Here is a 14,260-nt window from a genome sequence, read left to right on the forward strand (position 1 = left end):
AGGTTATATCTCGAAGGACTTGCGGGTAATGGTTTCAAGGAAGGAGGTACGGCTATGTACAGAGTGGTATTGATTCGCCATGGACAGAGTATGTGGAATGTAGAGAACCGTTTTACCGGTTGGACCGATGTCGATCTGACAAAGGACGGATATGGTGAAGCCCGTAAAGCTGGCAAAATTTTAAAGGAACAGGGTTTTGATTTTGACTACGCTTATGCTTCGGTACTCAAACGTTCCATACGAACACTTGACATTGCGCTTGATGAGATGGACCGGATGTGGATTCCGATTACGAAGACGTGGAAGCTGAATGAACGCCATTACGGTGCTCTGCAAGGATTGAACAAACAGCAGACTGCGGTCAAGTACGGCGAAGACCAGGTCATGGAGTGGAGGCGCTCCGTCAGCGTATCTCCACCGCCGCTGGATGAGAAGGATGAGCGTTACGTGCAGGATCTGGACAAGTACAAGCGGCTTGGCTGCACGATTCCGCGTACCGAAAACCTGATGGACACATCCAAGCGGGTGCTGGAGTACTGGAACAGCGAGATCAAACCCATGGTTTCGGCTGGCAAAAGGGTGCTGATCTCTGCGCACGGTAATACACTCCGTTCACTGGTAATGCATCTGGATGAGATGTCGGAAGCCGATGTCATGGCACTCAACATTCCGACGGGCATTCCGCTGGTCTATGAGCTGGATGAAAATCTTCATCCCATCGGACACTTTTACCTCACTGCCGACGGTTCTACGTTTAAACATGAAGAAATGACCCATGTAGCACCTCCGTCGGATTGATCTAGTGGCGAAGTGCAATGCAGGTGACCTCTGAATTTTAGAGGTCATCTTTTTCGCTTCTTGGTCACAATTCATGATCTTCTTCTAACTCATATGATATGGATGGTCTTACATACTGCGTTTCGTTTTCCCCACAAAGGGTAAATTCCAAGCAAGACACGATGTACATTAATCCCTAAAGGAGGAAAACACATGTCTAAAAAAAGCGGAATTATTATGACGGCGATAGGGGCAGGCGTTACCTATCTTATGAGAAACAAGCAGGCGCGGGATAAGCTGTTCTCAACGGTTTCCGGAATGATGAAAAGCTCAAGTTCGTCTAATGGAAGTAAAAAGGTCCAACGTGTAGATGTAAATTAGACTCTGTACACCATGTAATTACACAAATGAAGCCCGGAGCTGTAAAGGTTCCGGGTTTTTCTGTGATTCTGTTCAATTATCGAGGTGCGATTTTTGCGGGGAAGAATGATACAATGGATACTTGCAGAACGTATGAAAGGGGATATACACATGAAGAAAAACCGTCTAGGCTCATCTGAACTATTGGTCGGGGAAATTGGGCTGGGCTGTATGTCGCTCGGAACTGAAGTGAAGCCCGCTGTAAACCTGATTCATGAGGCATTGGACCACGGTGTCAACCTGCTGGATACAGCCGACTTGTACGATGCAGGACGCAATGAGGAAATCGTGGGAGAGGCTATCAAGGGACGCCGAGAGCAGGTCATAGTGGCTACCAAGGTAGGCAATCGCCGATTGCCTGGGAAAGAGGGCTGGTCATGGGATCCGTCCAAAGCGTATATCAAGCAAGCTGTCCATGACAGCCTGAAACGCCTGCAAACGGATTATATCGATCTGTATCAACTGCATGGAGGTACATTGGAAGATCCCATCGAGGAAACGATTGAAGCGTTCGAGGAGCTGAAGCAGGAAGGGCTGATTCGGTATTATGGAATATCCTCGATACGCCCCAATGTAATTCGGGAATATGTACAAAGAGCTTCTATTGTCAGTGTTATGAACCAGTACAGTGTTGCGGATCGCCGGGCGGAAGAGGAAGTGCTGCCCTTGTTGGAGCAAAAGGGGATCAGTGTGATTGCCCGCGGACCCGTCGCAAGCGGGGTGCTCGCAGATTCCGGTGCTGCGAAGGTGGACAAGGGATACCTGGATTATACTCCGGAGCAACTGCTTGCCATTCGTGAAGGCTTGAGCCGTCTTGTTACAGACGATCGGAGCATGGCACAAACCGCCATCCGATATGCCCTGTCGCATCCTGCAGTAGCCGCCGTAGTCCCTGGAGCAAGTTCACGAGCACAGCTCCTGCACAATATTGAGGCATCGAAATCTGCCCCACTTACGGATGCAGAGATTCAAGCGATACGGGAGCAGTACCCGGCCAATCGGTACAAGCAGCACCGCTGATTTGCCGAGCTACCTATTGCAATTGTAACTATTAGAGGTACAATAGAGATCAGCACTAAAGAATCGTACAAGGAGAGAAGACATATGGAAAGAATACAAAGTGAACAACAATACCGTGATACCATTAATTCAGACGGGCTGACCGTCATCAAATTCGATACAACCTGGTGCCCGGACTGCAAAAATCTCGATCGTTTTATTGGCGAAGTCGTAGATCAGCACGCGGATAAAACCTTCTATGCGATGGATGCCGAGAAGTTCCAGCCGCTGGCTGAAGAGAACGCAGTACGCGGCATTCCAAGTCTGCTCGTATTCCAGAATGGCAAAAAGATCGCACATTTGCACAGTAAATGGGCAAAAACACCTACACAAATCTCCGAGTATCTGGAGACGCTGGAATCCAAAGTATAAAGGTATGAAGAAGGCGACACAGGTTCCGGTTGGAACGCGTGTCGCCTTTTTGGGTTTGCTTTTACTGTAATTACATCATCAAAATGAAAAAGAACACGGCTGCCAACACAAAGCGATAGATCGCAAAGACAGTCAGACTGAGTTTTTTCAAAATGGACAGGAACGTCTTGATTGCGAGCATGGCTACGATAAATGCAGCGATAAAGCCAATCGCAAAGATAGGGAAATCACTACCGTTCAGGTGATCGATACTTTTGTAGAGGTCGTATCCTGTTGCTCCGATCATGATGGGTACGGACACAAGGAAGGTAAACTCAGCAGCAGCAACGCGGCTCACACCTGCGAACAATCCACCGGAGATCGTTGATCCGGAACGGGAGAAGCCTGGCCATAACGCCAAAATCTGAAAAAGACCCACAACAAATGCCTGTTTATACGTAATATCGTCCACATCATGTGTGGTGATTCGATCACTGCGGTTGCTCCAGCGCTCAGCTACAATCATCAAAATCCCACCGATGACCAAACTGTACAGTACGGTCTCTGGCCCGAAAAGATGTGCCTTGATCCAGTCACGGAAAACAAGTCCAATGACTACAGCCGGTACCATCGCCAAAAAGATATGTACGAGGTTCAGACGTTGGGAATAGCTCCTCTTCCCTCCGGTGAAGCGGAACATGTCAATGAATTTGTTCCAGTAGAGCACAACGACAGCAAGTACAGCACCGAGTTGAACAACCACCTCAAACGTTTTGACTGACTCGTTGTCCTCCGATAATCCCAGCAGGTGGGCAGTCAGAATCATGTGTCCGGTTGAGGACACGGGCAAAAACTCAGTCAAACCTTCGATGATGCCCATAATAATGGATGATAAAATGTCCAATTCTCTTCCTCCTTGAAATGCAGATGACAGAATGCAGTCTGCTCTGCTTGACTGACAACACTTGTTCAGCAGAACAAGGCTATCATCTATTATGATCAGAAACGTGTCCAACTTCAACTTATGCATTGAATTGATTGTTTAAAACCATATTGACAAAAACCTAGTTATCCAATAGGATATACTTAACTGACTGACTGATCAATCGGGAGGGTACTGAAATGTCCAAAGTAAATCATAAGGAACCCGGTGAAGAACGACGGGATCAGATTATACGTATTGCGTTGCAGCGATTTGCGACCCACGGATACCATCAGACCAAAATTTCGGATATTGTTCGTGAAGCTGGCGTAGCCCAAGGGACGTTTTATTGGCATTTCAAGAGCAAAGAAGCCATCGCTGCAGAGATTGTGTTAACGGGCAGAGAGAAGCTGCTTGAAGCCATCGGTCAAGGTTATCGCAAGGACGCAGGCTCGGTTGAGGATATGGTCAAGGCTTCAGAGCGACTGTTCATCAATTTGTTCTCATTTGCTGCCGACAATCGTTATTTTATGGAGCTGCTGCTGAAGGGTATCGTGACAGAAGAGTCAGTACGTCGTTTGGTTGAAGAGACTCGTAATGCTGTGGAGTCAGCGTTCCGCCATAACATGGAGCGCGCGATTGAACTTGGCATGCTGCCACAATCGATGGATGTGCCGGTACGAGCTGCATTACTGGTGAGCATGATTGAAGGCATGATCTCCCGCTGGCTGTTTGGCTCCGCGGAGCTGCATGAAGGAATATCAACCAAAACGGCACAATCACTTGCTGTCGAAGCATCAAGCTTTGAATTTTACGGTTTGCTGGGCACGTAATGGACGTGCTGGTACCGGGGGCCTTTTTACATGATTGATGCAGGATCAGGGAATAATGGGTACAACTATTAACCACATGAATGAGAGGAAGTTAACGTGATGAATAATGGAACACAACGTTATGGTAAAAAAATGCGCAAAAGCTGGATGCTTACAGCAATTCTGCTTATGACCGTGCTGGTTGTAAGTGCTTGTGGCAGCAAAACAACCGATACGGACAGTACTAATGGAGCACAAGCGAGCAATGAACTGGAACAGATTAAGTCGGCTGGCACCATTAAAGTGGGTATGATGGGCACCTACCGTCCATATAACTTCCTGAATGAAAACAAAGAAATGGACGGCTTTGATGCGGATATCGCACGTGAAGTTGCCAAGCGTCTCGGGGTTGAAGTTGAATTTGTATCCCAGGAATTCTCCGGTCTGACACCAAGTCTGCAATCCAAGAAAATCGATGCGGTGATCAGCCAGATGACGATTACCGATGAACGTAAACAGGCACTGGACTTCAGTGATCCTTATATTACAAACCAAGTCAAAATTATTGTAAAAACGGATAATAACGATATCACCAAGCTTGAAGATTTTAAAGGAAAAACGATTGGTGTAGGTCTTGGCACGAATGATGAGACTTACCTGCGCAATGAAGTGCTGCCGAAAGTGGGCGACTTTACCATTAAGACTTATGATGATGTCATTACATCACTGAAAGATCTGGATGCAGGACGAATTGATGCAACAATCAACAACCTGTACGCGCTTAAACCCATTGTGGATTCCAACGGATTCAAGATTAAAGCAGTAGGTGAACCGATTAAGAGTGACCAAGCCGGTATTGCCGTTCGTAAAAACAATCCGGAACTTGTTGCAGCACTGAATGAAGCACTCCAAGGCATGAAGGATGATGGTACGTACAATACCATTTTCAAAAAATGGTTCGGTGAAGAGCCTGCGCAATAATGAACCTGCAAGGCGAAGGGAAGTTTGATCCATGGAACTGGTATTTGAGAATATCCCCTTCTTTTTGAAGGGGGCTTATTACACGCTTTATGTGACCATAATTTCAATGTTTTTTGCATTTTTGATCGGTGTGATTGTAGCCGTTGTCCGACTGAAAGGTCCACTCTGGCTTCGGATGATCGCAAGGTTTTACGTATCCATCATGCGGGGGACCCCGCTGTTGGTGCAATTATTCGTTATCTATTACGGATTGGTTGATTACGGCGTAACCTTGGGATCGCTCACAGCAGCTTGTTTTGGACTGAGCTTGAATGCAGGAGCATTCCTGTCCGAGACATTCCGGGGGGCCATTCAAGCTGTACCGAAAGGGCAGACAGAAGCAGCTTATGCAACGGGAATGACCCCTTTTCAGACGATGAGACGGATTGTGTTTCCGCAGGCTGTACGCATTGCCATTCCACCAATGGGCAATACGTTTATAGGCATGTTGAAGGAAACATCACTCGTGGCAACCATTGGCGTTACGGAGTTACTGCGGTCAGCGCAGCTGCTGGTATCACAATACGCTTTGAATATGCCATTTTATCTGGCGATCGGTGTGATCTACTGGATTATGAGTATCGGCTTCTCGGCCATTCTGGAACAAGTGGAGCGCCGGTTGGCCCGGGCTTACTGATGGGAGGAGAGAACCGATGATTACAACGACAGGACTGACGAAACGTTTTCAAAATAATGAAGTACTCACGAATATTGACCTGCACGTGGATGCAAAAGACATTGTGGTGCTGCTGGGACCCAGCGGCTCCGGCAAAAGCACATTGCTCCGCTGTCTGAATGGACTTGAGGAACTGTCCGGCGGGAAGATTGAAGTGAACGGCATTGTCGTAGACAGCGCCGATCCAATCCGAGTCCAGCGCGCGCGGGTGCTTGAGATTCGCCGTCAAACCGGCATGGTGTTCCAGCAATTTAACCTGTATCCGCACAAGACAGTCCTGGGAAATGTGATGGAAGGGCTCGTGACGGTGAAAAAAATCAAGCGGGACGAAGCGGCCGAACGCGGCCGGATTCTGCTGGATCGGGTAGGACTGTCGGACAAGCAGGATGCATATCCATCCCGGTTGTCCGGTGGTCAACAGCAGCGGGTTGCGATTGCCCGTGCACTCGCCATGGAGCCGGAAGTGATGCTGTTCGATGAGCCAACTTCCGCCCTTGACCCCGAACTTGTGGGCGAGGTTCTCTCCGTCATGAAGGAACTGGCACAAGAAGGCATGACCATGCTGGTGGTGACGCATGAACTGAAATTTGCCCGTAACGTGGCTAACAAGATCGTATTTATGGCAGATGGATCGATTGTGGAGGAAGCAAGTCCGCAGGCATTTTTTGAACATCCGGAACAGGAACGAACACGCAGATTTCTGCAGCAAATTACTGAATTCTAAGAATTCTCAGAGATAAGCAGACTGAGTGAAAGGGACGGAATCGATTCTGAGGAAGCGTAGCGTTCGCCTTTGTCTGCGACGGAAGAACGAGCCGTACCTGGAACGGATATCTGCAGAACGTAAACTATTCTAAGAAAGAAGGATAACAACATGAATGTAACAACCGTATGGAAAGGCAAACGTGCGTTTACTTCCGAAGGACCCTCTGGCTATGCTGTAGGCATGGATGCCACGGCTGCTTATGGTGGTGACAGTAAGGGTGCTACACCGATGGAACTGTTACTTGCAGGCCTTGGGGGCTGCATGGGGATCGATATTACGATGATTCTGGATGCCTTTCTAGACAAAATTACAGGAATCGAAATTGAAGCTCAGGGGACTCGCAGCGAAGGTATGCCGAAAGGTTTTACTTCCATTGATCTGATCTTCAAAGTCGACGGAGATATCCCGGATTACCGCATCTGGAAAGCCATTCAAATGGCTGAAGAGAAGTATTGTGCCGTATCCGCTTCCCTGAGCGCTGATATTCATCCTAAATTGATATTGAATGGGGTAGAGACACCCCGTCCTTAAGAGATCAGGATAGCTCCCCCCCCGGTTCCAGGCTGAAGGGCAGCTGTCTGCAAACGGGTGCATGTTCATATCATCGCACGGTTGCAAGAAATATAAATTGCAAGCCTGGTCGCCATGCGAATGGCGGCCTTTTTGGCATGTTCGCATCACAAGTACATCCATTGTTCACTGCAAATGAGCAGGAATGTGTGCTAATCTAAGGAAATAGTTGGCGGAAGAACAGACCTGTGAGGTTGTATGGTATGATAAACGGAAGGACAGGGACAGTATAATCCTGCTCCTTATATGTAAGCGCTTATATAGATAACGGAAGGTGCAGACATGTTAAAGAGGCTCATACGAATATCCAACAATCTCAAATTGAAGCATAAATTGCTCATTTCCTATGTCCTTGTCGTCATGATTCCGGTTCTCATTATCGGACTTGCCGTGACAGGATACTTCCGGCAGCAGGCACTGGATAACGCAATTGGACAGACCATTAATAACGTGGATAAAATCAAAAGCCAGACCGCCACGCTGCTGCGTGTGCCGACGGATATTTCTGATATCCTGATGTTCAATAACGAACTGAAGGAGATTGTGAACAAACGCTATACAAGCGTGATGGAACTGACCTCTGCTTATTTGGCCTACAAGGATTTTCAGGAGTATAAGCGACAATACCGTGAGGTGGCAGGAATTCGTTTTTATTCCGCCAACCCTACTTTGATCAACAATCTGGAGTTTATCCCGTTGGATGAGAAGACCAAGGAAAGTTACTGGTACCAGAAAGCGCTGTTATCCACGAGTACAGGATGGTTCTACATTCCGGACAAGGAAGATAATCCGGTGCACAAGCTCAGTCTGGTCCGTAAAGTACCCTTTCCCGAATATCGTACCGAGGGAGTACTGATGATTGAGATTAACCAGGACGAGTTGAACGAACTGCTGCGTCAGGAACCTTTTGAGACCCTGATTGCAGATGAGCAGGGCTACGTTGTGGCCGCTAAAAACACCGACCTGGTTGGCAAAACGCTGGATGAACTGGATTTTGGCGTGGATTTGCAGAATCAGGCCAAAGGAACATTGGAAGCCGATTTTCAGGGAGAACCATCCAACATCGTTATTGATGAGCTGCGTCCCGTGTCGAGTATGAACAGCTTAAAGGTGATCTCGGTGTTTGCCACCAAAAATATCGTCAAGGATGCTAATACGATCAGTCTGATCGGGATGGTGTTTATCTCCCTTGTTCTGGTCATTGCACTTTTGCTCGTATACATTATCTCATTTCTTACATCGAACAGGCTGCTGCGTCTTAGCAAACATCTGAACAAGCTTGCCTTGGGGGACTTGAATGTTTCCTCCAGAATCGACGGAAATGATGAGATTGGACAGTTGTCCAGACAATTCAATTACATGGTCAAAAGCATAAATGAATTGATGACCCAGGTCGTTGAAGCGACCGAGCAGAACAACCAATTGGAAATTGCGCAGAAAGAGATTAAACTGAAAATGATGGCGAGTCAGATTAATCCCCACTTTCTGTTTAATGCCCTGGAGTCCATTCGGATGAAAGCTCATATCAAAGGGGAGGCTGAGATAGCCAATATCGTCAGGCTGCTGGGCAAACTGATGCGCAAAAGCCTGGAAATCGGCAGTGGCAAAACCACCTTTCAGGCCGAACTCGAAATGGTGAGTTCCTACCTGGAAATTCAGAAGTTCCGTTATGGCGATCGGCTCGCCTTTCAGATTCATATTGATCCTGATGCAGAAAAGATATATATTCCGCCTTTGATCATTCAACCTTTGGTGGAGAATGCCATTGTGCACGGATTGGAAAATAAAGAAGGAACAGTCCATGTAAATATAACGATTCATCTGGTAAACGATTTTGTACAGGTTCACGTCAAGGACGACGGTGCAGGCATTACGCCGGAGCGTCTGGCTGAGGTGATGCAATTTATCCGCGGACCCGAGGAGCCGGAGAGGAGCCGGATTGGTCTGCGTAATGTGCATCAACGGTTGACGCTGACCTATGGTGAACCGTACGGATTACAGATTATAAGTGTGTATGGGGAAGGAACAGAGATTTCTTTTGACTTACCTTCAGGAGGGGAACAGCATGTATAAAGTATTTTTGGTAGATGACGAACCGAGCATACGCGAGGGACTGACAACAATCATCGATTGGGAAGAGTATGGTTTTGAGGTCATCGCTACAGCTGCGAATGGTCGTGAGGCCATAGCACGATTCGATGAGCTTAAGCCTGATCTGACCATTATAGATATCCGAATGCCCGGGATGACCGGACTGGATGTCATCGAAGAGGTGCGGAAACAACATCCCGGCTCACATTTTTTAATCCTGAGTGGTTATGCAGATTTTGATTATGCCAAGAAAGCGATCAGTTTCGGTGTGGACGGATATTTGCTCAAGCCTGTGGATGAAGAAGAAATGATTGGGGAACTTCAGCGTATTGCCACAGTGCTTACACGTGAACAGGAGACGCTGGCACGTCATGCAGGTGAAGATACGGCTTATCGGGAGCATCAGATTGAGGCACTTCTGTTTGATAATCTGGAGGGTGTTGGGCCCATTGACGAGGATGCATTAGGATTGAAATGGCCGCAGTATCAGGTTGTACTGCTTGAGATGCATGCTGCACCGGATATACAGCGCGGAAATGTAGTCAAACGCAAATTGGCGGAAGCTTTCGATCAGAAGGATCGGGGGATCGTCTTCTCTTATCATTCCGGACTTGCTTTGTTGTGCAGAGAGCCGATTATATCGGCCCAGTCTGCCCAGCATCTCTATGATGAGCTGAAGCGTTTGTTGGGAGAATGGAACATCGTCATGTACGGGGCAGCAGGTGAACCGGTGAATACCACTTCCGACATTATCAGGTCCTATAAACAGGCCAACGGACTGCTTGCAGAACGTTTTTTGTTTACGGAGCAACGTATCATGTTATGGAGTGAAGAACTCACGGCGGAAGTAAACGCTACATCAATAATAGATGAGGATGAAAGTGCTGAGGCGGTGGAGTCAGAACTGGCGGACAAGCTGTATTACGCACTCGACATACGCAGCACTGAATCTGTCATCCGGGTGCTGAGCGAGATTGAAGAACGAATTGTTCCTTACCATCGGACAGAGCAGGCGATCAAAACAGCGTTCTCACAGGTATTTTCCATGGCGATCAATAAGCTGGCTGCATCGAATCAGCACATGCAATCGATCACGCAGGAACATTCCGTCCTGATCAACGAAGTGTATCACCAATTAACGGTATCTGATCTGAAAGTCATGGCTGAAGGCCATTTGACGCGGCTAATTCAGCGTATGGGCGGTGGCAGCAAGGACACGGTACTGAAACAGATGATCGATTTTATCCGGCGTAATCCGGGGGAGAATCTTAAGCTGGAGGTCCTTGCCGAGGTGTTTAACTACAACAGCAGTTATCTGGGTAAGCTGTTCAAAAACCATACGGGAGAATACTTCAATGCATTTTTGGACAAGGTTCGGATGGAAAAAGCGAAGGAACTGCTTGACGAAGGATTGAAGGTACATCAGGTTGCCGCAAGAGTAGGGTACGCCAACGTGGATTATTTCCACGGCAAGTTCAAGAAATACGTAGGAGAGTCTCCTTCAGCGTATAAACATGCCCGATCCCAGTCTAAGGATCAGTCCGAAGAGCCTGATGGAGTGTAATTAGCAGCAGGCACATATGGTTTATGCAGTTCTATTTTACACATGATTTTTTATAAAACGTTTTCGTATTGTTTTTGGTTTTGCTTGTCATCCATATATAGTCCATCCTCTTCCTTAAATAAGCGATGGAGTCTTCCGACTATACATCATAAACTGGGTGTATCTTATTCGAGACAAGGAGAGACAAGCAGATGAAATCATCGGGCATACACGCTGTTCGACATACGTTTGACTTGAAAGGAACCTGGCAGTTCTGTCTGGAGCCGGACCTCGCCAATGACCAGAGGCCTCCCCATCCTGATGACTCCGCATGGGGGAACATTCAGGTTCCAGGCTCCTGGGAAGAGCAGGGATACGGGAACGAGCCGGATTATCACAGGATGGATACATGGACCAAGGTACGTGAATATGAAGGTGCTGCGTGGTATGCAACTAACGTGGATCTCACAGCGTCAGAGACGGACTGCCAGTATGTGTTTAGACTTGAGGGAGTAAGGTGGACATCAGACCTCTGGGTAAATGGGCATCATGCCGGGCAGCGGGACAGTCTGCTATTTGCACAAGAATGGAATATTACATCGCTAATCCATTCGGGAAAGTTGAATCGGCTGGAGCTGCGCGTGGATAACACCATGAAACTGCCTCTGGCTGGAAGTCATATTCATTCTATTCATACGGCTACAGCGTGGGGTGGTATAACAGGTGGGGCTTATCTGCACCAGCTGCCGCCCTGTCGAATTCAGCAATTGCATATCCAGCCGGATGCTGGGAAAGGGATCGTAACGATACAGTATGATGTAAGCGTTAAAGAGTCAGCGAAATCTCGTGCATATCATCTTCATGTGGATATCAGGCACCCTGACGGAAGTTGGTTTACCCGACAGAGCCGTAATATTGATTTGGTATCTCCCCCGGTTGAGGAGACGTTATTAGATGGTCATTGTGGGAGGTTGCAGTGGGAGCTGGAGCTTGGGCAGGAAAAAGACATTGCACTGTGGTCGGATGAATCCCCGATGTTGTATCAGCTCGCTCTTTCCTTGCATGATGAGGAGCAGGAACTGGATCGGGTGGGTCGAACATTTGGCATGCGTTCCTTCAGAGCGAATGGAAAAAAGCTTGAGTTAAACAATGTGCCTGTTTTCTTGCGCGGCTACGTGGATTGCTGCATTTTCCCGCTAACGGGTTATCCGGTCTGGGACAAGCAGCATTATGTACAGCAGTTTCGTACGGCTAAGTCATACGGTTTCAATCATGTGCGTCTGCATGGCTGGAGTGCACCCCGGCCGTTCTGGGAGGCAGCGGACGAGGAAGGCATGTTAGTCCAGGCTGAACTTCCCCATTGGTCGCGTTGGTTTGAGAATCGTGATGTGACCGCACCTGCAGAGATCATGACATTTCTGACCCGTGAATTGAAGGGGTTATTACACTCCTTGCACACACATCCGTCCTTTGTCATGTTCTCGATGGGGAATGAACTGATTGGGGCTAATGGCCACCCTGAACTGAATGAACTGGTGGAACTGGCTCGTTCTCTTGATCCAACCCGGCTGTATACGGATAATACAGGGTTTGGTCAGCTGCCGGCTCAAGGACGAAGTGCAGATTATTACATCCAGTCGCTGAACTGGCATCCTCCACTTGAGTCAGAGCTGTCTGCGGTACCCGATACCACACTGGATTACCATGATGTCACCCGACTTACGGATTATCCGGTCATTGGACATGAGCATGCACAGTTCACCATGTATGTACGTCCCCAGGAGAAGGATAAATACACAGGTGTCCTGCGTCCGAGCTGGCTGGAATCAATCGAGGAATCATTAGCGCGCAAAGGTTTGGCAGCTGATGTGGAATCTTTTCAACACGCCAGTGGAATACATCTGATTCGGTCGTTAAAGGAAGCGATGGAGCGTGTCCGGCGGACAACTGATGCAGCGGGCATACAATTGCTTGATATCCGTGACTTCCCTGGACAGGGGCATGCCACAACGGGTTTTCTGGATGTTTTCTGGGAGAGCAAGGGGATAACGGAGCCAGCAGCATTCAGGCAGTTTAATGCGAGCGTTGTACTGCTACTGGGATGCAGTCAGCGGACTTTCTATGCAGGAGAGCCCATTCACATTGAAGCGGGTATATCCCATTATGGACAGCAGCCGATTATGGATGCATCCATGCATTGGAGACTGATCTGCAATAATATAATCGAGGACGAAGGCGAGTGGGCATGTGGAGACATCAGCTGTGGCTCTGTTGTTTCGATTGGGCGTCTGACCATACATGCACCCCATCAGGGTGCGGCTGCCTTTCACATTGAAGCTGAGATAAAATCGGGTCATTCGGAACACATGGCTGCCAACGTGTGGCATGGTTGGTCGTTTCCTCTCTATCATTCTCACGATCAATCTCACCGGATCTGGAACAGTGTGAAGGAGCTGCAGCCATTTCTACTAGATTCCTGTCATAATCAGGTGCATGTTCTGGATGGGAAGGAACTGCTCAGCCAAGGTGAGATGGATTTGGTGATTACTTCCTCACTTACACCCAATGTCCTCGATTATTTGATGAATGGTGGACATGTCTGGCTTCAGGTTAAACCGGATGAACTATATGATGCGGTAGACACCAAGTATCTGCCTGTATTCTGGAATTATCTCATGTTTGCAACACAGCCAGGAGCAACGATGGGGATGAACTTGCAGAAGCATATGCCTTTGCTGGGCAATTTCCCCCATGATCAGGCTTCCGATTGGCATTGGTACCATCTGGTGAATGGCACTCCTGCGATATGCCTTGATTCGCTGAACGAGGTTCGTCCGTTAATCGAAGTAATTGATCATTTTCACAGGGCCAAACGTCTGGCATATGCCTTTGAGGCTAAGGTGGGGCAGGGTAGTGTGCTTGTATCATCATTCCCGTTTGCCGATGTCTCCATGATGAAACGCCCCGAGGCCGCTTACCTGTTTCAGGAGATGGTCGCTTACCTGCTGGGAGACCAATTCAAACCTGAAGCTGCCGTGTCAGCTGGTGAATTATTGGGCATGATCAAGCTGCAGACCATTCAGTTCACATTGTAATTGCCGGGACCTGTTTCAGGTCCTTTTTTCATTCTCTAAAATAGGAAGTAAACGGTTTACATAAAACGTTTTCGGGAATTAACATTATCAAATGTTTCTACCTTTTTATGGCGTTTATTGTAGATGAAAGGGCTTAAAACATCCGATTTTTATCAGAT

Annotated in this window: 13 protein-coding genes; 12 read left to right on the top strand and 1 reads right to left on the bottom strand. The window is 47.9% G+C overall.

Features of this window, described 5'->3' with window-relative positions; all coding sequences use genetic code 11:
* The first annotated feature begins 54 nt into the window (after positions 1–54).
* The 4 genes from gpmA to AAIH57_RS25845 all read left to right on the top strand — a co-directional run bounded on the left by gpmA (position 55) and on the right by AAIH57_RS25845 (position 2,628).
* Positions 55–798 (top strand): 2,3-diphosphoglycerate-dependent phosphoglycerate mutase, encoded by a 744-nt coding sequence (gpmA, locus tag AAIH57_RS25830; protein ID WP_175395277.1) that lies wholly within the window; start codon positions 55–57, stop codon positions 796–798.
* 192 nt (positions 799–990) lie between these two features.
* Entirely contained in the window at positions 991–1,158 is a 168-nt protein-coding gene (locus tag AAIH57_RS25835) for a hypothetical protein (protein WP_175395278.1), read from the top strand.
* 150 nt (positions 1,159–1,308) lie between these two features.
* The gene (locus AAIH57_RS25840; protein WP_430023531.1) at positions 1,309–2,217 is read left to right on the top strand and encodes an aldo/keto reductase; all 909 of its coding nucleotides are present in this window, start codon (positions 1,309–1,311) and stop codon (positions 2,215–2,217) included.
* Positions 2,218–2,301: 84 nt separating this feature from the next.
* Complete coding sequence (locus tag AAIH57_RS25845; protein WP_413037295.1) at positions 2,302–2,628, top strand: thioredoxin family protein; 327 nt, start codon at positions 2,302–2,304, stop codon at positions 2,626–2,628.
* Between the two features lie 70 nt (positions 2,629–2,698).
* On the opposite strand, the gene bacA is transcribed toward AAIH57_RS25845, so the two are convergent.
* Entirely contained in the window at positions 2,699–3,487 is a 789-nt protein-coding gene (bacA, locus tag AAIH57_RS25850; protein WP_246310831.1) for an undecaprenyl-diphosphate phosphatase, read from the bottom strand.
* 242 nt (positions 3,488–3,729) lie between these two features.
* On the opposite strand from bacA, the gene AAIH57_RS25855 reads away from it, so the two are divergent.
* From AAIH57_RS25855 to AAIH57_RS25890, 8 genes are all read left to right on the top strand, one after another.
* Positions 3,730–4,362 carry a TetR/AcrR family transcriptional regulator gene (locus AAIH57_RS25855; RefSeq protein ID WP_430023532.1) on the top strand — a complete coding sequence of 211 codons (633 nt, stop codon included), beginning with the start codon at positions 3,730–3,732 and terminating at the stop codon, positions 4,360–4,362.
* A 132-nt stretch (positions 4,363–4,494) separates the two neighbouring features.
* Complete coding sequence (locus tag AAIH57_RS25860) at positions 4,495–5,322, top strand: substrate-binding periplasmic protein (RefSeq protein ID WP_376768952.1); 828 nt, start codon at positions 4,495–4,497, stop codon at positions 5,320–5,322.
* Between the two features lie 31 nt (positions 5,323–5,353).
* Complete coding sequence (locus AAIH57_RS25865; RefSeq protein ID WP_175395284.1) at positions 5,354–5,998, top strand: amino acid ABC transporter permease; 645 nt, start codon at positions 5,354–5,356, stop codon at positions 5,996–5,998.
* 16 nt (positions 5,999–6,014) lie between these two features.
* Positions 6,015–6,761 (top strand): amino acid ABC transporter ATP-binding protein, encoded by a 747-nt coding sequence (locus tag AAIH57_RS25870; RefSeq protein WP_175395285.1) that lies wholly within the window; start codon positions 6,015–6,017, stop codon positions 6,759–6,761.
* 150 nt (positions 6,762–6,911) lie between these two features.
* Positions 6,912–7,334, top strand: a complete 423-nt coding sequence (locus AAIH57_RS25875; RefSeq protein ID WP_076311998.1) for an OsmC family protein — start codon at positions 6,912–6,914, stop codon at positions 7,332–7,334.
* 321 nt (positions 7,335–7,655) lie between these two features.
* Complete coding sequence (locus AAIH57_RS25880) at positions 7,656–9,446, top strand: cache domain-containing sensor histidine kinase (RefSeq protein WP_430023533.1); 1,791 nt, start codon at positions 7,656–7,658, stop codon at positions 9,444–9,446.
* Positions 9,439–11,028 carry a response regulator gene (locus AAIH57_RS25885; RefSeq protein ID WP_430023534.1) on the top strand — a complete coding sequence of 530 codons (1,590 nt, stop codon included), beginning with the start codon at positions 9,439–9,441 and terminating at the stop codon, positions 11,026–11,028. Before AAIH57_RS25880 ends, AAIH57_RS25885 begins: the two co-directional genes overlap by 8 nt.
* A gap of 191 nt (positions 11,029–11,219) precedes the next feature.
* Positions 11,220–14,102, top strand: a complete 2,883-nt coding sequence (locus tag AAIH57_RS25890; protein WP_430023535.1) for a glycoside hydrolase family 2 protein — start codon at positions 11,220–11,222, stop codon at positions 14,100–14,102.
* Positions 14,103–14,260: the final 158 nt, after the last annotated feature.

The organism is Paenibacillus sp. MABNR03, from assembly GCF_050455445.1.
Taxonomy (GTDB): Bacteria; Bacillota; Bacilli; order Paenibacillales; family Paenibacillaceae; genus Paenibacillus; species Paenibacillus xylanilyticus.